We start from the raw sequence: 20550 nt of genomic DNA on the forward strand, positions 1-20550 counted from the left end.
GGAGACCACATGAGCCGCTGGACCCCCGACCCGACCTTCTACGCCTCCCCCCGCGAGGCCGTCGCCGCGCCGGCCGAGAAGCTGGCCTACGTGGCCGCGTTCGACCGCTCGGCGAGCCGGCCCGACGCCCTCGCGGTGCTCGACACCGACCCCGACTCCCCCGACTACGGGCGGGTCGTCGGCTGGACGGACCTGCCGCACACCGGCGACGAGCTGCACCACTTCGGCTGGAACGCGTGCAGCAGCGCGCTCTGCCCCACCGCGCCGCACCCGCACGTCGAGCGCCGCTACCTGATCGTGCCCGGGCTGCGCTCGTCGCGGGTGCACGTCTACGACACCCAGCCCGACCCGCGCGCGCCGAAGCTGGTGAAGGTGATCGAGCCCGAGGAACTGGCCGAGAAGGCCGGCTACTCCCGCCCGCACACCGTGCACTGCGGGCCCGACGGCATCTACCTGTCCGCCCTCGGCGGGGCCGACGGCACCGACGGCCCCGGCGGCATCGCGATCCTCGACCACACCACCTTCGAGGTGCGCGGGGCGTGGGAGGCCGACCGGGGCCCGCAGCGCCTCGCGTACGACTTCTGGTGGCACTACAACCACGACGTGCTGGTGACCAGCGAGTGGGGCACCCCGTCGATGGTCGAGGACGGCATCGTCGGCGAGCTGCTGCTCGGCCGGAAGTACGGCCACGCGATCCACTTCTGGGATCTGGCCAAGCGCCGGCACGTGCAGCGGGTCGACCTCGGCGACGCGTACCAGATGACCCTGGAGCTGCGCCCCGCGCACGACCCCACGAAGACGTACGGCTTCGTGGGCGTCGTGATCAGCGTCGAGGACCTGTCCGCCTCGATCTGGCTGTGGCACCGCGACGGCGACGCCTGGGCCGTGACCAAGGTGATCGACATCCCGGCCGAGCCCGCCGACCCGGCCGACCTGCCGGACCTGCTCAAGCCGTTCGGGGCGGTCCCGCCCCTGGTCACCGACATCGACCTGTCGGTGGACGACAAGTTCCTCTACGTCTCCTGCTGGGGCACCGGCGAGCTGCTCCAGTACGACGTCACCGACCCGTTCCACCCGGTGCGGACCGGCTCGGTGCGCCTCGGCGGGATCGTGCGGCGCACCCCCCACCCCGACTTCCCCGACGAGGCGCTGGCCGGCGGCCCGCAGATGGTCGAGATCAGCCGCGACGGTCGCCGGGTCTACGTGTCGAACTCCCTCTACGGCTCCTGGGACGACCAGTTCTACCCCGACGGCGTGGGCGCCTGGCTGGCCAAGCTGGACGTCGACACCGAGGCGGGCGGCCTCACCCCGGACCCGCGGTTCTTCCCGCGCGGCGAGGAGTTCCGGGGGCTGCGGGTGCACCAGACCCGGTTGCAGGGCGGCGACGCGTCCTCCGACTCGTACTGCTTCCCGTGACCACGACGACCTGGGTGGCACTGGTCGGGCTCGGCGCGTTCCACGGGCTGAACCCGGCCATGGGCTGGCTCTTCGCCGTGGCCCGGGGCTTGCAGGAGCGCAGCCGCCGGGTGCTGCTGGCGGCCCTGCCGCCGATCGCGCTCGGCCACCTCGCCTCGGTGGGGGTGGTGGCCGCCCTGGTCAGCGCCACCCGGTCGGTCGCGGCGAGCACCGCCGTGGCCGTGGCCGGCGGGGTGCTGCTCGTCGGGTTCGGGCTGTGGCGGCTGCTCTCCGAGCGGCACTTCCGCTGGGCCGGGATGCGGCTGTCGGCCGGGCAGCTCGCCGGCTGGTCGTTCCTGATGTCGTCGGCGCACGGCGCCGGGCTGATGCTGCTGCCGGTGCTGCTCGCCGACCCGGCCGGCGGGGACGGGCACGCCGGTCACCTGTCGGCCGCGCCGGTCGGGGCGCTGACCGGGCTGGCCGCTGCCGGGGTGCACACGGTGGCGATGCTCGGCGTGGCGCTGGCCGTCGCCCTGCTGGTCTACGAGGTGTTCGGCGTCGGCGTGCTGCGGCGGGCCTGGTTCAACGTGGACCGGCTCTGGGCGGGAGTGCTGGTGGCCGCCGGGGTGCTCACCCTGGTCGCGGCGGCCTGAGCGGCCCATTGACGCCACCCTCCCGCGTGGGGCGGTGCGGGCCGCGCGGCCCGCACCGCCCCACCGGGTCAGGCGGTGACGTTGCGGAACAGGAGGGTGGCCAGGGCGAGGGCCAGCAGCAGGTTGAACACGGTGGCGCTGGCGAACACGGCGATCGGCCGCCAGCCGGCCTCGCGCAGCGACGCCACCCGCACCTCCAAACCGATGCTGACGAACGCCAGGATCAGGAACCACACGCGCAGGTCGTTGACGATCGCGATGGTCGCCTTCCCGTCCGCGCCTGCGGTGTCGAGGTACCAGGTGGCGATGACCGACGCGGCGACGAAGCCGAGGACGAACTTCGGGAAGCGCCGCCACAGCTCCCCCACGCCCGGGCGGGCCGCGCCGGGCCGGCGCTCGACCCGCAGGGTGAAGTACGCGGTGAGGGCGACCGCCACGATCCCCATCAGGGCGTTCTGGGTGACCTTGACGATGCTGGCGATCTGGAGCGCCTCCTCGCCGGCGAGCGCTCCGGCGGCGGTGACGGCGGCGGTGGTGTCGATGTTGCCCCCGATCCACGCGCCCGCCACCTCGTTGGAGAGGCCGAGCACGTCGGCCAGCCAGGGCAGCAGGAAGATCGACGGCAGGGCGAAGAGAATGACCAGGCTGGCGGTGTAGGCCAGTTGCTCCCGGCGGGCCCGGACCGCGCCGGCGGCGGCGATCGCCGCGCTGACCCCGCAGATCGACACGGCCGACGCGAGCAGGGCGCGCAGCTTGTCCTCCAGCCCGAACCGGCCGGCCAGCCACCAGGTGAACAGGAAGACGCCGCTGATCAGCAGGATCGCCTGCGCGATCGCCGGGCCGGCGGCGCTGCCGATGACCGCCAGGTTGATCGAGGCGCCCAGCAGGACGAGCCCGGTCTTGATGAGGAACTCGGTGCGGAAGGCGGCGGCGAGCCGGTCGCGCCAGCCGAGCAGGGTGACCACGGCGTTGCCGAGAAGGCCGAGCAGGATCGCGTAGACCGGGTACTCGACGGCCTTCGCGACGTCCTCGAGGGCGGTCCCCTCGGCGAGGGCCGGCACCTGCTGTTCGAGGTAGCGGGTCAGTGCGGCCAGCGCGAGGAGCAGCAGGGCACCGAGACCGACCCAGGCCCACCGGACGCCGCGAGCCTCGGCCGGGTCGGCCGGGGCGACGGGGACGTCGCGGCCGGCGGGGACGTCGCGGCCGGCGGGGACGTCGCGGTCGGCGGGAACGTCGCGGTCGGCGGGAACGTCGCGGCCGGCGGCGTCGGCCGGGCCGACCGGGGCGTCGGCTCCTGTCCGGGTGGTGTCCGCGCTCATCAGGGCACCAGCCCGGCGGGGATCGCGCCGACGAGGACCAGGCCGAGCAGGAGCAGGCCGAGGAGGGTGGCCGCCCAGTCCTCGTTGAAGGCGAAGCGGGACGCGGCAGCCGTGGGGGGCGACTGTTCTTCGGTACTCATTCGGGTTCCTTCGGTTGTCGTCGAGAGAGGTGAGGTGCCCGCTCGTGGAGGGGCTGCGCGGGCGGGCGCGGCGGCCGGGTCACCGGGGAAGGGTGGACGCCGGCCGGTGGACGCGGACCGGGCGGCCCGGACCGGACCGGGGGGCGGAGGGACCGGGGTGGACGGACAGGCGCGGACGGCCCGGGGCGGGCGGCCACGACGGCCGGCCGCCGGGAGACGGCGGGGCGCCGGTCAGCCGCGGGCGCGCCCCGGGCCGGTACAGAGCCCGGAGGCGACCCGCATCAGGTCGACGACCCGGCGGGAGACGAGTCGGAGACTGGTCCTCACGGGTCGAGTTTCCTATTAAAGCGATAGGATTACAAGGGTGAGCCCGGTCAGCGGGGGGACGAGGCCGCGTCGACCCCGGCCTCGGCGACGTAACCGCTGGCCTGGAGGCGGAACAACTCCTGGTAGAGCCCCTCGGCGGCGATCAACTCGTCGTGCGTGCCGTGCTGGACCAGCCGGCCACGCTCCATGACGAAGATCTGGTCGGCGTGCCGGACGTTGGCCAGCCGGTGGGTGATCAACACGACCGCCCGGTCCGGGCGGCGGCGCAGGTGCTGGAAGAGGGCGTGTTCGGCCCGGGCGTCCAGCGCCGCCGACGGCTCGTCGCAGATGAGCAGCGCGGCGTCCCGGTAGAGCCCCCGGGCGGCGACGAGGCGCTGCCACTGGCCGCCGGAGAGGTCGTGGCCGTCCTTGAACTCGCGGTCGAGCAGGGTGTCGTACCCGAACGGGAGGTCCATGATCATGTCGTGGGCGGCGGCGGCCCGGGCGGCGCCCTCCACACTGGGCCCCCGGTGCCCGGCGCCCCGGTCGTGCCGGCCGATGCGGATGTTCTGGCCGGCGGTGAAGGGGAACCTCCACCAGTCCTGGGTGAGCACCGCGACGTGCGCGCCCGCCTGGCGGGGGTCGAGGTCGGCGGTGTCCACGCCGTCCCAGCGGATCACCCCGTCCGTGGGCCGGTACAGGCCGGCGATCAGCTTGGCCAGCGTGGTCTTGCCCGAGCCGTTCTCACCGACCAGCGCGACCACCTGCCCCCGGCGCACGGTCAGGCTTACCCGGTCGACGGCCGGCGAGTCCGTGTCCGGGTAGCGGAGGCTGACCCCGTCCAGCTCGATGGTGTCGACGCCGTCGGCGGGAAGGTCGCCGCGCGGGGCGACCCGGCCGCGCGCCCGGTCCAGGAAGTCCCGGTAGTCCTGGTAGTAGAGCGCGTCCTCGTAGAGCGAGTTCGTGGCGAAGACGGCCATCCCAAGGCCGGACCGCGCCGTCTGGAGGGCGATGAGCGCGGTCACGGCGGCGGCGAGCGCCACCACGCCGGTCAGCAGCAGGCCGGCGAGGACGACGTACACGCCGAAGGTGGCCAGGCCCGCCGCGGAGGTGCCGAGCACCCGGGTCCGGGTCTGGGCGCGGACCAGGCGCAGGTCGGCGCGCGTCTCGGTGGCCATCATCCGCCGGTACTCGCCGAGCAGGAAGTCCCGCATCTGGTACGCCCGGATCTCGGCGGCGGTGTGCCGGTTGGCCATCAGGTTGGCCAGCATCCACATCCGGCGACGCCGGTTGATCCGGGCGAGCATGGCCAGGTACTGCCGGCGTGCGATCTTCACCGCCGTGGCGGCCTCGGGGAGCGCGGCGAGCAGCAGGCACGGCAGCAGCAGCGGCTGGATCACGGTGACGGCCGCGGCGGTCGCGAGCACCCCGACCACGCCGGTGAGCAGGTTGACGGTGTGGTCGACGATCCCGGCCGCCTCGGTCACCCCACGCTCGCGGGCCCGGTCCATCTCCTCGGCGAACCCGGCGTCGTCGAAGGCCGCCAGGTCCACGGCGGTGGTGGCCTCGAAGAGCCGCAGCTCGACCGCGTAGTTGATCTGGGGGGTGAGGCGGGCCTGGGCCCAACCGGCGGCGATGGTCAGCCCGCCCCGGGCCAGCACGGCGGCGGCGGCGAGCGCCAGCGCCGGCAGGGCCGCCCGGATCCGGTCCGGCGTGGGGCCGGCGGCGAACAGCTCGCGCAGCACCCCCGTGGTGGCCAGCAGGCCCAGGGTGGTCAGCACGCCGGCGGCGATGTTCAGCCCGAGGGAGGCGGCGGTGTCCCGGCGGCTGGTCGCCCAGGCCAGGGCGACCGCCTCGTGGACCAGCCGGGGCAGCCGGCGGGCCACCGCCCAGAAGCTGGTGTGGGCGAACTCGTGGGCGTGGTGCATCCACGCCCGGTCCTCCAGTTCCGGCAGCACCGACGCCCCGTCGTCGTCCGGGCCGGTGACAGGCGGCGGGGAGCCTCCGGGGTCGGCGGGCTGGTCGGCGTCGGGTGATCGGCGTGGGCGGACGGCTCTCTCCACGGCCCCCTCCAAAGGGGAAACGCCGCCGCGACCGGCGGCGGAGCGGCAACCACGGGGAGCCTACTGTGCGTCACGTCACCGTGTCCGCTCGTCATCGGCGTGTCGGGGCCGTGCCGTCCACCGGGTCGCCCGGACGTCCCGGCCGGCGCGGCGCGGGTGCCGCGCCGGCCGGGACGTCGTGGATTCGCCTGCTCGGCTCAGCTCGCGGTGAGGGTCACGTCGTCGATGACGAAGCTGGTCTGCAGGGAGGCGTCCTCGACGCCGGTGAACTTGAGGGTGACGGTCTGCCCGGCGTACGCGGCGGCGTCGAAGGTGCGCTGCACGTAGCCGGTGGCCTTGTTCAGGTTCGAGTACGTCGCCAGCGTGGTGCTGCCGACCTGGACGGTCAGCTTGTCGTACGCCGCGGACGTGGTGGTCTCGGCGGTGTTGACGTGCAGCCAGAACGACAGGGTGTACGTGGCGCAGCCGGCCGGGACGGTCAGCGACTGGGACAGCGTCTGGGTGTTGGTGCTGCCGACACCGTTCAGCCACGCCTTGTAGGAGCCGGTGCGGGCAGGCTGGCTGGCGATGTTGGTGATCACGCCGCTGGTCGCCGTCCACGGCGAGGTGCCGCTCTCGAAGCTGGAGTTGCCGACCACCTGGCCGCCGGTGCAGCCGGTGCCGCCGTCGGTGACCACGAGGCTGTAGCTGGCGGTGCGGGTCGCCGCCGAGCCGGTGCCGGTGACCGTGATCGTGTAAGTGCCGGTGGCCGCCGTCGAGGAGGCGGTGACGGTCATCGTGGACGAGCCACCGGAGGTGACCGATGAGGGACTGAACGACACGGTCACCCCACTGGGCGCGCCGGAGGCGGACAGCGCGACGCTCTGGGCGCTGCCGGAGGTGGTGGCGGTCAGCACGGTGGCGGTGCCGGAGGCGCCCAGGGCGACGCTGCCGGAGGCCGGGCTCACCGAGACGGAGAAGTCGTTGGTCGGGGTCCCGGCGCCCACGGCGAGGTTCCAGAGCGCGTACGCGATGCCGTCGGCGGCGCGGTCCAGCCCGGTCGCGCCGATGTTGCTGGTGGTGTCGCAGGCCCGGTGGTAGCAGGGGTCGTACGAGGCGCTGGCGGTGCCGCCCCACTTGGCGGCCTGGGCGGTGGTCTTACGGGCGCTCGCACCCAGCGCGTAGCCCGAGGTCGGGATGCCGGCCTGCTGGAACGAGTAGTCGTCGGAGCGGCCCTGGCCCTCGACGTTCTCCTCCGGGGCCAGCCCCAGGGAGTCCCAGTACGCCTTCAGCGGGGCGGCCGTGGTGGAGGTGAGCCGGTTGATGAAGTAGCCGCCGTTGGTGGAGCCGACCATGTCGAAGTTGTAGTACCCCTTGATGTAGCCCCGCTGCGTGGCGCTCAGCGAGTTCACGTAGTGCTTCGAGCCCTGCAGCCCCTGCTCCTCGCCGTTCCACCAGGCGAACCGGACCCGCTTGGTCACGGTCGGGTTCTGCTGCGCCAGCACCAGGGCGTTCTCCAGCAGCGCGGCGGAGCCGGAGCCGTTGTCGTTGATGCCGGGGCCGGCGGCGACGCCGTCGAGGTGCGCGCCGAACATGACCACCTGGTCGGCGGGGCCGCCGGGCCACTCGGCGATCACGTTGTTGCCCGGGTAGGTGCAGGTCGTGCAGTTCTGCTCGGTCACCGTGTAGCCGGCGGCCTGAAGCTTGCCCTTCACGTAGTTGACGGAGGCCGTGTAGCCGGCGGAGCCGGCGCGGCGGTTGCCCCCGTTGCTGGTGGCGATGCTCTGAAGCTGGTTCAGGTGCGCCTGGACGTTGGTCACGGAGATGTTCGGGGCGGCCAGCGCGGCGGCGGCCGGGGCGGGGACCGGGGCGGGTGCGGCGGCGGCCGGGGCGGAGGCCGGGGCGGCTGCGGCCGGCACCGTCGCCGTCGCGGCTGTCAGCGCGACGGCGGCGGCGAGCGCGAGGCCCGCGGTCCGGGTGGTGCGTCTCATGGGTGCTCCTCGGTGCAGGTAGGGGGTGTCGTGCACCTGGCCGTGACCGGGCCCGTGGGCCCGGCGGCGTCGGGGGGACGCCGCGTGTTCGTTCCAGGGAAGCAAACACTGACATGCGTCTATCTCGTGGTCAACATTCGTTAAGGTCGAACTACCGAGCCACTCCCCCGACCCCCGCCCCGCCGCGTCGGTCGCCGACCGGCGGCGGGGCGGGGACCGACACGGCGCGGGCCGGTCACCGGGGGCCGGCGCGGGTGGTCAGCCCGCCGGGGCGAGCGAGGGTGCGACCGTCGTCGCCGTGCCGGGATGCGCGTCGAGCAGGGTCGCGACCGCCGTTGCCGGGTCGGGGTGCGCGGCGAGCAGCGCGGCGACCGCCGGATCGGCCGGCGACGCCGCCCCGGCCGCCGGCTCGCCGAGACGCCACCGACCGGCGCAGCCGAGCAGCTCGGCCACGGCGTCGCAGGTCGCCGGGGCGTCGGCGAGCAGGTCGAGCACCGGCCCGGCCGCGACGGCGGGCGGCGCGGCGGCGGCCGGCGACGGGGCGGGGCGGGCCGCCCACGGCGGCACCCAGGCGTCCAGGGCGGGCAGGGCGGCGGGGAACGTCCGCCCGGCCTCGCGCACCAGGAGCGGCACCAGCTCGCCGGCCTGCTCGCGCAGCGTCGTGACCAGTGTCGGCAGCCAGGGCAGCAGCACCCGGTCGGGCAGCCGGGCGAAGGCCGTCGAGACGACCTCGACCACGAAGGGCGTCAGGCCGGGCACCGGGTCGAGGGCCTGGACGTACCCGCTGAGGTACTGCGGGAACGCCGGCACCACCAGCGGGTTGGCCAGCAGCTCGACGGTGCGGGCCCGCAGCTCGGCCAGGGGCAGCAGGCCGAGCTGGTGCTGGGCGGCCCAGTGCAGCGCCACCCGGGCCGGCGCCTCCGGGCGGGACTGCCGGACGGCCAGTTCGAGCTGGGCCCGGTCGCAGCCGAGCGCCAGCGCGAAGCTCTCCATGCCGAACAGGAAGCCGAGCGTCGCCGCGACCTGCCCCACGCCCGCCTCCGGGTCGACGAAGGCGGTGGGCAGCAGGGTGCAGTAGTGGGCGTACCCGGTGGTGACGAACGCCTGGCACCACGCCGGCAGGGTCGGCTCGGTGGCCCGGTAGTGGGCCAGCAGCCGGCGCATCCGGCGCAGCACCTCGGGCGCGTCGTCGACGGTCCGCTCGGCGGCGAGCAGCTCCACGGCCCGCGCGCCCAGCTCCTCGACGAGGCGGCGGCCGTCGAGCAGCAGGAGCGCGTCCTCGACCGCCTCCAGGGCCACCGCCGCGGTGGCCCTGGGCCCCCACGCCCGGCGGCGCAGCCGCTGTTCGAGGACCTGCTCGGCGGTCACCCCCTCGTAGCCCAGCTCGATCAGCGACCGCTGGTGCCGGCCGAGCGCGAGGTCCCAGCTCTCCTGCGTCGGCCGCTCCCCCAGCCGGCGCTGGCCCATGATGGGGCGGACCGCGTCGCCGGGCAGCAGGTGGCGCAGCCGCCACAGCAGGTCCGAGCAGGGTGCGAGGGCCGGTTCGGCGGGCAGGTCGAGCAGGGCCCGCTGGATGGTGCGCCTGCCCAGGTCGAGCCCGAGCGGGGCGAGCCGGTCGAGCACGTCGCGGGCCAGCGGCGGCAGGGACTCGTAGCCGACCTGGCCGATCCGGTCGCCGCCGAGCAGGATCTCGCAGAGCCGGCGGACGTCCCGCCGGCCGGGCACCGTGTCCTTCTCGATGCAGGTCACGGCCGCGTCGGCGAAGTCGTACGGGGTCGGGCGGGCCCGGTTGCGCAGCCCGGCGAGCAGGATCGACGTCTCGAACACGGCGATCGCGTCCGCCGTGCTGGCCAGGTAACCGTTGCGGCGGGCCAGCCGGACGATGTCCACGCACCAGCCGCGCAGCTCCGCCTCGTCGAGGTCGTCGAGGACCGGCGGCCGTGCCAGGAAGCCCGACAGCCGGTCGGTGACCGGCCCGTCGGCGACCGCGACCGGGGCGGCCCCGCGGCCCCTGCCCTTCGCCGGCCTGCCGCCGGCCTGCCCGGCGAGCCGGAACGGGGTCACCCCCGAACGGGACACGGCCTTGGCCCAGGTGGCGGCGGCGATGGAGACCGAGCCGGGGGCCAGCCCGAACTGCGCCTCGATGGCCGACTGGCTGGACGGGATCAGCCCGTACAGCCAGCGGGTGCCGGTGCGGGGGCTGATCTCGTACGGGGCCGCGTCGGGGCCGGTGCCGAACTGCTCCACCGGGCTCGCGGCGTGGAACGCCCCGCAGACGTACAGGCAGTCGGCCGGGTCGGCGCCGGAGGCGGCGAGGTGCTCGCGCATCCGGGTCCACATGTAGCGCTCGCGCTCCTCGTCACGGTCGAGGCGTGCGGCGTCGGCCGGGCGCAGCCGCCGGAACAGGCTGCCGATCAACACCATCACCTGCCGGTAGGTGTCGTGGTCGGCGCCGACGAGGGGCTGCTCGACGTACTGGTCCCACCACTCCGACCAGTGCCGCACCTTGCCGTGGTGCAGCAGGTACGCCTCCAACTCGGCGAAGCGGGGCCGCAGGTCGCCGATCTCCACGCCCACGGCGTCGCCGTGCAGCGCGGCCTCCTCCTCGTGCTCCGGCGACGCCTCCCCCGGCGTGCCGTCGGCGGGGGCCGCGTCCCCGGCGGCCGGGTCGCGGGGCGACCACTGGAAGACGTGGTCGACCGAGCGGTCCACCAGCACCAGCTCCACGCCGGGGGTCTCCAGCGCGTACGCGATCGCCTGGTACTCCGCCGACGCCTCGGTGATCGGGGCGACGACGCTCAGCGGCGCCCAGTCGGCGGGGAAGCCGTCGAGCTTCGAGGCGAACGCCTGCACCGCCACCGGCAGCCGGCAGTTGCGCAGCTCGTCGAGCAGGGGCCGCAGGTCCTCGCAGAGCTCCAGATAGATCACCTTCGGCCGCTTGGCGCGCAGCCGGCGCACCATCGCCAGCGCGGAGGCCGGCGAGTGGTGGCAGACGGGGAAGATCTCCAGCCGCTCGCCGAGCGCCCGGTCGACGTCGTCTACCAGGCCGGTGAGGATGCCGGCGAGCGCGTCCGGGCCGCCGGCGAACGCCTCGGCGGCGTCGGTGAGCTGCTCGCGCAGCCCCCGGAACGCCCCGGCGCCGACGGCCGGCGGGCCGGTCACCGTCGTCGGGTCCGTCATGACAGCGTGGCGATCGCCTGGCGACCGCCGTCGAGGAAGCCCTCCCACGCGCCGCCGTCGGCCTTGGCCCGGGGCTCCACGACGCCGTGCAGGTACTTGTTGAGGATGGCCAGGTCCTCCGGGCTGCGCCGGGCCAGCGAGCCGACCAGCGAGCCGGCGAGGGTCTCGGCGCGCAGGGCCCGGTCGCCGAAGAACTGGCTGTGCAGGATCGCGTCCTCCAGCACGCCGATCTGCTCGGCGGTGGAGAGCGCCGACTCCAGCTTCTCGTCGTCGCTGGTCGCCGACGCGGCGGCGGCGCGCAGGTCGGCGAAGCTCTGCAGCAGGATGTCCAGCAGGGTGGGCGGGACGTCCAGCTCGATGCGGTGCCGGCGCAGCAGCTCCTCGGTGCGGAACCGGACGATCTCCGCCTCGCTGCGCTTGTTCGTCACCACGGGGATGCGGACGAAGTTGAAGCGCCGCTTCAGCGCCGAGGAGAGGTCGTTGACGCCCCGGTCGCGGCTGTTCGCGGTGGCGATGATGGAGAATCCGGGCTTGGCGAAGACGATGTTGTCGTCGTCCAGCTCGGGGATCGAGACGTACTTCTCGGACAGGATGGAGATCAGCGCGTCCTGCACGTCGCTGGTGGAGCGGGTCAGCTCCTCGAAGCGGCCGATCACGCCCTGCTCCATCGCCGTCATGATCGGCGAGGGGATCAGCGACTGCCGGGACTGCCCCTTGGCGATGACCATGGAGACGTTCCACGAGTACTTGATGTGGTCCTCGGTGGTGCCGGCGGTGCCCTGCACCACGAGGGTGGAGTTGCCGCAGATCGCGGCGGCGAGCAGCTCGGCCAGCCAGCTCTTGCCGGTGCCCGGGTCGCCGATGAGCAGCAGGCCCCGGTCGGAGGCGAGGGTGACGATGGCGCGTTCGACGAAGCTGCGGTCGCCGAACCACTTCTGGGCGACCTCCCGGTCGAGCCCGTCGGCCCGCTCCGAGCCGAGGACGAACAGCCGCACCATCCGGGGGCTCAGCCGCCAGGAGAACGGCTTCGGGTCGGTGTCGACCGACTCCAGCCAGGCCAGCTCCTCGGCGAACTTGACCTCGGCGGGGGCGCGCAACATCTCGGACATGTCAGGGGTCTCCTAGGTGAGGAAGTTCTTGAGCTCGAAGACGAGCTTGCGGATGTGGCCGGAGATGACCGGGGTGCCCAGGTCCTTGAAGCGCTGCCGGAACCACGGGTTGACGATTTGGGTGCCGGAGCTGTTGACCGAGCCCACCGGGATGAACTTCACCCCGGAGCGGTGCACCGCCTCGATGCCGTCGAACAGCGGCTGGGAGCGGTCGAACTCGTAGAAGTCCGAGATCCACACCAGGACGGTGTTGCGCGGCTCGGTGATCTTGGGCCGGGCCATCGCCATCGCCACCGGCCCGTCGTTGCCGCCGCCGAGCTTGGTGCGCAGCAGCACCTCGAACGGGTCGTGCACCCACGGCGTCAGGTCCAGCGCCCGGGTGTCGTACGCGATGAGGTGCACGTCCACCTTGGGCAGCCCGGCGAAGATCGACGCCAGGATCGTGCAGTTGACCATCGAGTCGACCATCGAGCCGGACTGGTCGACCACCACGATCAGCCGGGCCGGGGTGGTGCGCCGTGCGGTCTGCCGGTAGTAGAGCCGGTCGACGTAGAGGCGCTGGTCCTCCGGGCTCCAGTTGGTGAGGTTCTTCCAGATCGTGCGGTCGATGTCGAGGTTGCGGAACACCCGCTTCGGCGGCACCGACCGGTCGACGACGCCGACGCTGGTCTGCTCGACCTGGGTGCGCAGCACCTCGGCGACCTCGTCGACGTAGCGGCGGATGAGCGCCTTGGCGTTGGCCAACGCCACCCCGGACAGGTTCGACTTGTCCCGCAGGAGCTGCTCGATCAGCGACATGCTCGGGGTGAGCTTCGCGGCGAGCCTCGGATCGGCGAGCACCTCGCGCAGGTGCATCCGGCGGACCAGGTCGCCCTCCAGGCCGGCCAGCACCCCGCCCAGGCCGCCGCCGCCCAGCCCGCCCCCCGCCCCGGCCTGCCGGCGCAGCTCGCCGGGCTCGCAGCCCAGCGCCCGCTCGAACCAGCGGGCGTCGGACTGCCACCGGGCGAGCTGGGTGGCGCTGACGCTGCCCGCCCCGGTGGCGAAGACGTTGAGCAGCAGCTTGGACACCAGCGCGGCCCGCCGCACCTCGGCCGCGCCCGGCCCGGCGGCACCGTCGTCGGCCCTAGCCGGGGCTGCGGCACTGGCCTCGGCCCTAGCCCGGGCTGCGGCACCGTCCTCGGCCACGTCCGGCGCGGCGGCACCGTCCTCAACCGCGACCGGGGCGGTGGCACCCTCCTCGGCGGGCGGTCCGTCGCCCGCCGGGCGGTCGGCGGTGAGCAGGCCGTCCAGCTCGGCGGCGAGGTCGGGGAAGCGCTGCACCACGGTGTCGACGGAGACCGACGGGTCCAGCAGCGCGGCCGGCAGCCCGAGGTCGTCGACGACGGCCACGCTGGCCGCCTCCAGGGACGGCTGCTCCTGCGCGGGGTCGAACAGGCGAGCCAGCAGCCGCCAGTAGAGCACCTGCCGGCGGTTCGCGTCGGAATGCACCGGCCCGTCGGCGGGCACGGGCGCGCCCTGCGGCGCGGCGGGGGTGGTGGTCATCGGCGCAGCAGCCTTCCCGCGCGTTCCCGCAGCACGGCGACGGAGTCGCCGGCCTTCGCCTCGGCCTTGGCGACCTTCGGATCGGTGGGGCCCTGCGCCCAGTCGCCGTTGTGCGCCTCGACCGCGGCGCGCTTGACGGTGGCCCGCACGGCGAGCGGCTGCACCGTCCACCGGCCGGCGTCCCAGCGCAGCAGCCCCAGGCAGGCCGTCGAGGCGGCGACCAGGGCGGGGGTGAGCGGGCCGCAGGTCGGCAGCCGGTCGACGTCGACCGCGACGGCCTCGCCGTCGACGGTGAACCGGACGACGCCGTCGTCCGCCTTGGCGGTGGCGTAGCCCTCCAACAGCACCGGCTCGGCGAGGGCGACCGGGTGCCGGTCGAGCGGCTCCAGCGGCGCGGCGAGCGCGGCGGGCAGCAGCACCCGGGCGGTGGCGAACGGGTCGGCCGGCTCCCCCAGCCGGGCCCGGTCGTCGCGCCACCAGAGGTCGCCGCCGGTCAGCGGCAGGTCGGTCACCTCCAAGGCCCGGCGCTCGGCGAGCGCGGCCAGCAGGACCGGGTGGTCGGCGAGCAACCGCCACAGCGCCGGCCCCACGATGGTGTCGACCTTGGCGGCGGCGACGGCGGTGCGCACGAGCCGGGCCGGGCCGCCGCCGGCCGGCTCCAGGACGGCGTGCGCCTGCACCTGGACGGCGGTGGCGTGCTCGTGCACGTCGACGCCGAGCACCAGCAGCCGGCCGGAGACGGTCTCGACGCCCGACGGGTCGGCGACGCCGGCGGCGGGCTGGGCGAGCAGCACGGCGCGGGCCCACAGGTCGGCCCAGCGGCGGGCCGGCACCGCCGGCATGGTGGCCACCGGGCAGGACGCCCGCAGCTCGGCGGCCAGGCCGTCGAGGAGCACGCCGAGCCGGCGCAGCGCCGGGACGGCGAGGACCGCCTCGACGGGCCGGTGACCGGCGGCGACGAGGTCGTGGTCGACGCCGCGCCAGCCGGTGACGGCCAGCTCGGTCAGCCAGGACCGGGCGGCGGCCAGCGGGGCGGTCGCCTCGGGCGGGAGCGCGCCGGCCGGCGGGGCGCAGCGCCCGGCGCGCTCCCGCCCGAGGGCGGCGTCGGCCCCGGCGAGCAGGGCGTCGTGCGCCGCGCCGAGCAGGGCGGTGCGGGCACCGGCCAGGGCGGCCAGGTGCTCGTCGGCCGGCGAGCCGGCGGTGACCTTGGCGACGGCCTCGGCGACGCGGTCGCCGAGCGGGGTCGCCGCGAGCGCGGCGGCCAGCTCGCCGAGGGCGGCCACCTGCGCCTCGCCCGGCCGGGCCAGGCCGGCGACGAGGGCGTCGTCGAGGCCCGCGACCAGGTCGAGGGCCGGGGCGAGGCCGGCCGGGGCGGCGTCGCGCAGCGCGCCGAGCTGTGCGCCGCGCATCAGCGACCCGCCCCGGTCGCGGGGAACCAGTGCAGCTCGGGCAGGGGCCCGTCGGCCGCCGGAAGCTCCAGGTAGGTGAGGTGGCGCAGGAAGCGGCTGAACACGACGGCGGCCGGGGTGGGCTCGTGGTGGCCGTCGAGGCGGCTGGCCAGCTCCGCGCCGGTGCTCACCCCGTCGCTGACGTCGACGCGCAGGTACCGGCCGACGCGCTCGACGCCGTACTGCAGGACCGCCTCGTCGAGCAGGGCGTGCAGGTGCTTGCAGGGTGCGCCGCGCAGCCCGCCACAGGGCCGGTTGTTGTTGGTGGAGCAGGTGAAGCCGTGGCCGGCGGCGGCGATGGAGGAGACGTACACCCGCTCGACGTCGGACCCGCTGGACACCACCCCCTGCAGGCGGCCGTCCGCCAGCTCGACGAAGGGAACCTTCGCCAGCTTGCGGGGACGCGCCGCGGGCAGCACCGGCGCGAGGCTGCGCCGCTCCCACGGGACGTGCTCCGTCTCCAGCACCGAAGGACCTCCGCACCCGGCGCGCCACCCGGGCGCGCCGACTCCGCGCCGGCCACGGGCCGGCGCACGACGAATGGGGATGGCGGGGCACGACGGCCCGCCGGAACCGGGGCCGCCCGGGCGCCCGTTCCGAGAAGGATCATGCACGGCGGGTACGACAGGAACGCCGTCCGCCCCCTGGCGATGATCCGATCCGGGGTGCGACACGTCCCGGCTGGTGGCAATCTGGCCCGTACGGCCGGAAACGCGCATACGGTGACGGCCGCCGGTGAAACGAGTGGGTGCGGGAGGAGAGCCGGGAATGGCCGATGAGATCACCACCACCGACGAGTGGCGGGCGCTGGCGGCGCACGCGGAGAAGGTGCGCCACGAGCACCTGCGCGACCTGTTCGCCGCCGACCCGGACCGCGGTGAGCGGCTGGCCGGCGAGGTGGCGGACCTGCACGTCGACTACAGCAAGAACCTGGTCACCGACGAGACGCTGACCCTGCTCGCCGCCCTGGCGCGGCGGGCCCGGCTGACCGACCGGATCGCCGCGATGTTCTCCGGCGCGCACGTCAACACCACCGAGGACCGGGCGGTGCTGCACACCGCGCTGCGCCGCCCGGCGGGCGCGCCGCTGACCGTGGACGGCCGCGACGTGGTGGCCGACGTACACGCGGTGCTGGACCGGATGGCGGCCTTCGCCGACCGGGTCCGCTCCGGCGAGTGGGTCGGGCAGACCGGCGAGCGCATCCGTACGGTGGTCAACATCGGCATCGGCGGCTCCGACCTCGGGCCGGTGATGGCGTACGAGGCGCTGAAGGCGTACCGGGACGCGGGGATCGCCTGCCGGTTCGTCTCCAACATCGACCCCACCGACATCGCCGAGGCCACCGCCGACCTGGACCCGGCGAGCACCCTGTTCGTGGTGGTGTCGAAGACGTTCTCCACCCAGGAGACCCTGACCAACGCGCGGCAGGCGCGCGAGTGGCTGCTCGCCGGCCTGGGCGGGGACGCGTCGGCCGTGGCCCGGCACTTCGTGGCGGTGAGCACCAACGAGCAGCGGGTACGGGAGTTCGGCATCGACCCGGAGAACATGTTCGGCTTTTGGGACTGGGTTGGCGGGCGGTACTCGCTGCCCTCGGCCGTGGGCCTGTCGGTGATGCTGGCGGTCGGGCCGGAGCGCTTCCGGGAACTGCTGGCCGGGTACCACGCCGTCGACGAGCACTTCCGCACCACGCCGGTGGAGCGCAACGTGCCGGCGCTGCTCGGGCTGCTCAACGTCTGGTACACGAACTTCCTCGGCGCGCAGACCCACGCGGTGCTGCCGTACTCGCAGTACCTGCACCGGTTCCCGGCGTATCTCCAGCAGCTCACCATGGAGAGCAACGGCAAGTCGGTGACCCTCGACGGCACCCGGGTGTCGTACGACACCGGGGAGATCTTCTGGGGCGAGCCCGGCACCAACGGCCAGCACGCCTTCTACCAGCTCATCCACCAGGGCACCCGGCTGGTGCCGGCGGACTTCATCGGGTTCAGCCGGCCCGCGCACGACCTGGACGACATGCACGACCTGTTCATGTCGAACTTCTTCGCGCAGACCGCCGCGCTGGCCTTCGGCCGGACGCGGGAGCAGGTCGAGGCCGACGGCACCCCGGCGGAGCTGGCGGAGCACAAGGTGATGCCGGGCAACCACCCGACCACCTCGATCACCGCCGCCGCGCTGACCCCGGCCGTGCTCGGCCAGCTCATCGCGCTGTACGAGCACATCGTCTTCACCGAGGGCGCGATCTGGGACATCAACCCGTTCGACCAGTGGGGGGTGGAGCTGGGCAAGGTGCTGGCCAACCAGCTCGCGCCGCTGCTCACCGGCGAGGAGGCCGACCTGTCGGGGCTGGACTCGTCCACCCGGGCCCTGATCACCCGGTACCGGGCGCAGCGGCACACTGACTGATCGTCACCCCCGTCCTGTCTGATCGGCCGACGCCCGCACGGGCGTCGGCCGATTAGTCTTCTGGCGCCCGCGAAACGCGTCCGCCCTCCGCGCCGGCGTTTCCCTGCAGATGGCACGGCCTCGCGCTGACTTTTGTCACCCCGAACCGTGTAGCACGCATTCCGCTTCGTGACTTAGGGCACTGGGTTCGGTCTGCCACCTCCACGAGACTCGATGCATCGCCGGCGAACGGAACCGGCCGGGATCGCGGAGGGGGCCACGGTGGACGAGCGCTACGACAACTACTGCGCCGCTGACCGGCTCTTCTACGACTCGTTGGGCAGCTCGGCCGCGCAGCCGACCTTCGCCTCGGCCGACCGGCCGGCGCCGGAGGGCTGGAAGCGGGAGCCGCTCGGCGAGTGGCTCATCCAGGCCCCGGAGGGCGGCTCGCTGCCCCCGCAGGGCTGGAAGATCCACGTGTCGGCCACCCTGGACAACGCCGAGCGGGTGCTCGACGCCGTCTGGTCCTACTGCGTGCCGCGCGGGCTGTCGTTCAAGTTCCTGCGCGGCCCGCGCACCCTGCTGCTGCGCAACTCCAAGTACGCCTCCCGCTCGGCCAGCGGCAAGTTCGTCACCATCTACCCGCGTGACGAGGCCGAGCTGGAGCTGGCCTGCAAGGAGCTCGACGCGCTGCTGGGCGGCGAGGCCGGGCCGTACATCCTCAGCGACCTGCGCTACGGTGCCGGCCCGGTGTACGTGCGCTACGGCGGCTTCGCCCGCCGCTACTGCCTCTCCTCCGACGGGCAGATGGTCCCGGCCATCGCCGACGCCACCGGCACGCTGGTGCCGGACCGCCGCGAGCCGGTCTTCCACCTGCCCGAGTGGGTCACCCTGCCGGACTTCCTGGCCCCGCATCTGGCCGCCCGCAACGCCACCAGCACCACCGAGGTGCCGTACAAGATCGAGAAAGTCATCCACTTCTCCAACGGCGGCGGCCTGTACGTGGGCCGGGACCTGCGCACCGACACCCAGGTGGTGCTCAAGGAGGCCCGCCCGCACGCCGGCCTGGACGCCGACGGCACCGACGCGGTGGCCCGGCTGAAGCGGGAGGCCGCCAACCTGCGCCGGCTCGCCGACCTGCCCCAGGTGCCCGCCGTACACGACGAGTTCGACATCGGCGACCACCGGTTCGTCGCCCTGGAGTTCATCGAGGGCCGGTCGCTGAACAAGCTGGTCGTGGAGAAGTACCCGCTGATCGACGGCGACGCCACCGACGCCGACCGGGCCGCGTACGCCGACTGGGCGCGCGACGTCCTGACCCAGGTCGAGACGGTCATCGCGGACATCCACGAACGCGGGCTGGTCTACGGCGACCTGCACCTGTTCAACATCATGATCCGCCCCGACGACCGGGTGGCGCTGGTCGACTTCGAGGTCGCCGCGCCGATCGAGGGGCACCGCCGGCCCGGGCTGCGCAACCAGGGGTTCGCCGCGCCCAACGACCGGACCGGCCCGGCCGTCGACCGGTACGCGCTGGCCTGCCTGCGCCTGGCGCTGTTCCTTCCGCTGACCCAGCTCGTCCGGCTCGCCCCCGACAAGGCCGCGCACCTGGCCGACGTGATCGCCGAGAACTTCCCGGTCCCCCGCGAGTGGCTGGCCGAGGCGGTCGCCGAGATCACCGGCTCCGACGACCCGCAGGCCGACCGCCCCGAGGTGTACGACCTCGACGGCGAGTGGCCCGACGTACGGGACCGGCTGCGCACCTCGATCCTGGCCAGCGCCACGCCCGACCGCGACGACCGGCTCTTCCCCGGCGACATCGAGCAGTTCCGCAGCGGCGGGCTCACCCTCGCCCACGGGGCCGCCGGGGTGCTGCACGCGCTCGCCGCCAGCGGCGCGGGGCGCTGGCCGGAGCACGAGGAGTGGCTGGCCCGCCGGGCCACCTTCCCCGCCTCCGGCACCGGCATCGGCTTCTACGACGGCCTGCACGGGGTGGCGTACGCGCTGGATCACCTGGGCCGCCGCTCCGAGGCCCTCGACGTGCTCGACATCTGCCTGCGCCAGCCCTGGACCGAGCTCGACCTGAGCCTGTCCAGCGGGTTGTCCGGGATCGCCCTGAACCTCGCCGAGCTGGCGGGGCGCACCGGGGAGTCGAAGCTGCGCGACGCCGCCGACGAGGCGACGGCGATCGTGATCGACCGGCTCTCCGACGACCCCGGCCCGGACGTCAGCGGCGGCCGGAACCCGTACGCGGGACTGCTGCGCGGGCGCACCGGGGCGGCGTTGCTGCTGCTGCGGATGCACGAGCTGACGGGCGAGGAGGCGCTGCTGGAACACGCCGCCACCGCCCTGCGGCAGGATCTGCGGCGCTGCGTGGTCCGCCCCAACGGGTCGCTGGAGGTCAACGAGGGCTGGCGGACGATGCCGTACCTCGGGCAGGGCAGCGTCGGCATCGGCCTGGTGCTCGACCAGTACCTGCGGCACCGCGCCGACGAGCGCTTCGCCGAGGCCAGCGCCGGCGTGCGGCTGGCCGCCCGGTCCCCGTTCTACGCCCAGACCGGCCTCTTCGCCGGCCGGGCCGGGATCATCACGTACCTGGCGACGCTGACCGACGACCCACGGCAGCGCGACGAGCTGGCCGGGCAGCTACGCCGGCTCGCCTGGCACGCCCTGCCGTACGGCGGCGGCACCGCCTTCCCCGGCGAGCAGTTGCTGCGGCTCTCCATGGACCTGGGCACCGGCACCGCCGGGGTGCTGTTCGCGCTGGCCTCGGTGCGGCACGACGAGCCGGTGACACTGCCCTTCCTCGCGCCGCTGACCGGCGCCCCGAGACTCCCTCGCCGCGGCGAGGGCGACCACCCGCACCACGACGGGAGGTGAACGACCATGGCGCTCCTCGACCTGCAGGGCCTGGAGGTGGCCCGGACCGATTTTCCCGGCCCCGCCTCCAACGCCAGCGTGGTCCTCTGCCCCATCAGCGTGATGTCCCTCATCACCTGCTGACGAACCCGACCGGCCACCACAACGGAAGGAGGTGAACAGA

14 protein-coding genes are annotated in these 20550 nt (G+C 74.3%); 5 read left to right on the plus strand and 9 right to left on the minus strand.

The genetic code is table 11. The annotated features are described in order from the left end of the window. Positions 1–9: 9 nt before the first annotated feature. Positions 10–1416 carry a selenium-binding family protein gene (locus tag LPU43_RS18690; RefSeq protein ID WP_229401755.1) on the plus strand — a complete coding sequence of 469 codons (1407 nt, stop codon included), beginning with the start codon at positions 10–12 and terminating at the stop codon, positions 1414–1416. After that, positions 1413–2048: a hypothetical protein gene (locus LPU43_RS18695; protein WP_229401756.1), complete on the plus strand. Its 636-nt coding sequence runs from the start codon at positions 1413–1415 to the stop codon at positions 2046–2048. The genes LPU43_RS18690 and LPU43_RS18695 overlap by 4 nt, the downstream gene beginning before the upstream one ends. A gap of 68 nt (positions 2049–2116) precedes the next feature. Here LPU43_RS18695 and LPU43_RS18700 read toward each other — a convergent pair whose 3' ends face one another. The 9 genes from LPU43_RS18700 to LPU43_RS18740 all read right to left on the minus strand — a co-directional run bounded on the left by LPU43_RS18700 (position 2117) and on the right by LPU43_RS18740 (position 15592). Next, the gene (locus LPU43_RS18700) at positions 2117–3367 is read right to left on the minus strand and encodes a YeiH family protein (RefSeq protein WP_229401757.1); all 1251 of its coding nucleotides are present in this window, start codon (positions 3365–3367) and stop codon (positions 2117–2119) included. Beyond that, positions 3367–3507, minus strand: coding sequence for a hypothetical protein (locus tag LPU43_RS18705; RefSeq protein ID WP_229401758.1), 141 nt, complete (start codon positions 3505–3507; stop codon positions 3367–3369). The genes LPU43_RS18700 and LPU43_RS18705 overlap by 1 nt, the downstream gene beginning before the upstream one ends. A 374-nt stretch (positions 3508–3881) precedes the next feature. Beyond that, positions 3882–5876, minus strand: a complete 1995-nt coding sequence (locus LPU43_RS18710) for an ABC transporter ATP-binding protein (RefSeq protein WP_229401759.1) — start codon at positions 5874–5876, stop codon at positions 3882–3884. A 197-nt stretch (positions 5877–6073) separates the two neighbouring features. Beyond that, positions 6074–7846, minus strand: coding sequence for a M28 family peptidase (locus LPU43_RS18715; RefSeq protein ID WP_229401760.1), 1773 nt, complete (start codon positions 7844–7846; stop codon positions 6074–6076). Between the two features lie 258 nt (positions 7847–8104). Next, positions 8105–11026: a DUF5682 family protein gene (locus LPU43_RS18720; protein ID WP_229401761.1), complete on the minus strand. Its 2922-nt coding sequence runs from the start codon at positions 11024–11026 to the stop codon at positions 8105–8107. Then, entirely contained in the window at positions 11023–12135 is a 1113-nt protein-coding gene (locus LPU43_RS18725; protein ID WP_229401762.1) for an ATP-binding protein, read from the minus strand. Before LPU43_RS18725 ends, LPU43_RS18720 begins: the two co-directional genes overlap by 4 nt. 12 nt (positions 12136–12147) lie before the next feature. Next, on the minus strand, positions 12148–13677 hold the full coding sequence (locus LPU43_RS18730) for a VWA domain-containing protein (protein ID WP_229401763.1): 1530 nt from the start codon (positions 13675–13677) through the stop codon (positions 12148–12150). Beyond that, the gene (locus LPU43_RS18735; protein WP_229401764.1) at positions 13674–15086 is read right to left on the minus strand and encodes a hypothetical protein; all 1413 of its coding nucleotides are present in this window, start codon (positions 15084–15086) and stop codon (positions 13674–13676) included. The genes LPU43_RS18730 and LPU43_RS18735 overlap by 4 nt, the downstream gene beginning before the upstream one ends. Then, positions 15086–15592: a hypothetical protein gene (locus LPU43_RS18740; RefSeq protein WP_229401765.1), complete on the minus strand. Its 507-nt coding sequence runs from the start codon at positions 15590–15592 to the stop codon at positions 15086–15088. Before LPU43_RS18740 ends, LPU43_RS18735 begins: the two co-directional genes overlap by 1 nt. A 301-nt stretch (positions 15593–15893) precedes the next feature. Between LPU43_RS18740 and pgi the strand changes: the two genes are divergently transcribed. The 3 genes from pgi (at position 15894) to LPU43_RS18755 (ending at position 20510) form a co-directional block, all read left to right on the plus strand. Further along, a complete protein-coding gene (pgi, locus tag LPU43_RS18745) occupies positions 15894–17528 on the plus strand; it encodes a glucose-6-phosphate isomerase (RefSeq protein WP_229401766.1) in 1635 nt (544 codons plus the stop codon). A gap of 261 nt (positions 17529–17789) precedes the next feature. Beyond that, a complete protein-coding gene (gene lanKC, locus LPU43_RS18750) occupies positions 17790–20387 on the plus strand; it encodes a class III lanthionine synthetase LanKC (protein WP_229401767.1) in 2598 nt (865 codons plus the stop codon). Between the two features lie 6 nt (positions 20388–20393). Next, positions 20394–20510, plus strand: coding sequence for a SapB/AmfS family lanthipeptide (locus LPU43_RS18755; protein WP_229401768.1), 117 nt, complete (start codon positions 20394–20396; stop codon positions 20508–20510). Positions 20511–20550 lie beyond the last annotated feature (40 nt).

The organism is Micromonospora okii (genome assembly GCF_020884795.1).
GTDB classification, from domain to species: domain Bacteria; phylum Actinomycetota; class Actinomycetes; order Mycobacteriales; family Micromonosporaceae; genus Micromonospora; species Micromonospora okii.

Coding starts and splice junctions, on each gene's coding strand:
- LPU43_RS18725 (WP_229401762.1), bottom strand. CDS start 12,135: ATGTCCGAGATGTTGCGCGCCCCCGCCGAGGTCAAGTTCGCCGAGGAG.
- LPU43_RS18755 (WP_229401768.1), top strand. CDS start 20,394: ATGGCGCTCCTCGACCTGCAGGGCCTGGAGGTGGCCCGGACCGATTTT.
- LPU43_RS18735 (WP_229401764.1), bottom strand. CDS start 15,086: ATGCGCGGCGCACAGCTCGGCGCGCTGCGCGACGCCGCCCCGGCCGGC.
- LPU43_RS18705 (WP_229401758.1), bottom strand. CDS start 3,507: ATGAGTACCGAAGAACAGTCGCCCCCCACGGCTGCCGCGTCCCGCTTC.
- LPU43_RS18730 (WP_229401763.1), bottom strand. CDS start 13,677: ATGACCACCACCCCCGCCGCGCCGCAGGGCGCGCCCGTGCCCGCCGAC.
- LPU43_RS18720 (WP_229401761.1), bottom strand. CDS start 11,026: ATGACGGACCCGACGACGGTGACCGGCCCGCCGGCCGTCGGCGCCGGG.
- LPU43_RS18700 (WP_229401757.1), bottom strand. CDS start 3,367: ATGAGCGCGGACACCACCCGGACAGGAGCCGACGCCCCGGTCGGCCCG.
- pgi (WP_229401766.1), top strand. CDS start 15,894: ATGGCCGATGAGATCACCACCACCGACGAGTGGCGGGCGCTGGCGGCG.
- LPU43_RS18715 (WP_229401760.1), bottom strand. CDS start 7,846: ATGAGACGCACCACCCGGACCGCGGGCCTCGCGCTCGCCGCCGCCGTC.
- LPU43_RS18690 (WP_229401755.1), top strand. CDS start 10: ATGAGCCGCTGGACCCCCGACCCGACCTTCTACGCCTCCCCCCGCGAG.